At 57.5% G+C, this 1,334-nt stretch carries 1 protein-coding gene and 1 pseudogene; both read left to right on the top strand.

The window, feature by feature from the left end; genetic code table 11:
• Positions 1–111: pseudogene (locus tag AC1DRJ_RS27905) on the top strand (response regulator); the annotation flags it as partial.
• A complete protein-coding gene (locus tag AC1DRJ_RS27900; protein ID WP_477804988.1) occupies positions 112–873 on the top strand; it encodes a PAS domain-containing protein in 762 nt (253 codons plus the stop codon).
• Positions 874–1,334: the final 461 nt, after the last annotated feature.

Here is a 1,334-nt window from a genome sequence, read left to right as displayed (position 1 = left end):
GTGAAGATCTATGTAAGGAGTCTGTTGCAGAAGCTCAGCCTGCACTCGCGCCTGGAGCTGGCAGCGTGGGTGCACAACGGCACATCGATGAGACACGAGGAGCGTCATTAGATGATGGAACGGCCAGAGGCATTTGCACAGACACCGCCCTTGAACCTGATGGATCGTTTTCCTGCGGCGTTGCTTGAACTGCGGGATAACGGTCAGATCGCCCACTTCAATCTGGCTTGGGTCGAGCTGATGGATCTGCCGGGCACGGAGCGCAACCTTATCGACTATGTGCACCACGAAGACCGTTCGTTGTGGCGTCAGGCCCTGTATGAACTGCGGCGGCGCCCCGATACCTCCTTCAACCAGCGGCTGCGTTTTGTTCACCCTTCGGGGGAACTGCGCTGGTTTGAGGTCAGTCTGAAGCGCGGGCCTCAGGGTTTCTATTTGGTGGCAGGGGACATTACAGCGCATAAACGGCGCGAAATTGCCTTGCAGGCCAGCCAGCGCAGTAGCATGAGCCTGCTCGACAGCATGCCGGGGCTGATCTATCGCGGCCGGAACAACCGCGACTGGACCATGGAATTCGTCAGTGCCGGTTGCCTGCAACTGACTGGGTATCCACCGGAGCGGCTTGTGGACAACCATGAGTTCACCTACAACAGCCTGATCCTGGCGCAGGACGCCGATTACGTCTGGCGGGAGGTGCAATATGCCCTGGCGCGACAGGAGCCGTTCGAACTCAATTACCGGATTCGCTGTGCCGATYAGTCGATCAAGCATGTCTGGGAAAAGGGTGTCGGGATCTATGCCGACACGCGTGAAGTGCTAGGTATCGAGGGGGCGATTTTCGAGCGCAGCACTGGCCAGAACCTGGGGCGCTGAACCGTTGCAATGGTGTGTCGTCAACCTGGCTCTGGGTTTGAATTATTTGACCAGTCCTCAGGTGTCATATTGCATCGACTGCGCCAATGCCTGCCCGCCGGAAGACATCAAGGCGGTATAGCCCGGACGCTTAATACACCACCGACTTGGTGCTCAAATACGCACTGGTGGGATAGCGGTGGGGTTGCGTTGCAATGCCTGATGTGTGACCGGTTGAACGCACCGCCGATAGCTGTCAGCCGTGGGGGCAGCTATCGCCCTATAGAGGTGATACAACCGGCCGAAAGCCCAGTAATTCCCTAGTGCTGATCAACCAGCCAAGGTTGATGACGCCTGACCCTTCAGTTACCAGACCTTGAGCGTGTAGTCGATGTTGACCCGGGTTTCGTTGTCACTTCGGAATGTCGAGGCTGAGCTCTGTTCATTTCGATAGAACGCATTGCGCAAGCGCAGTCCGAGGC

The organism is Pseudomonas sp. P5_B2 (genome assembly GCF_056400445.1).
This window is presented reverse-complemented; position numbering and strand designations above follow the sequence as displayed.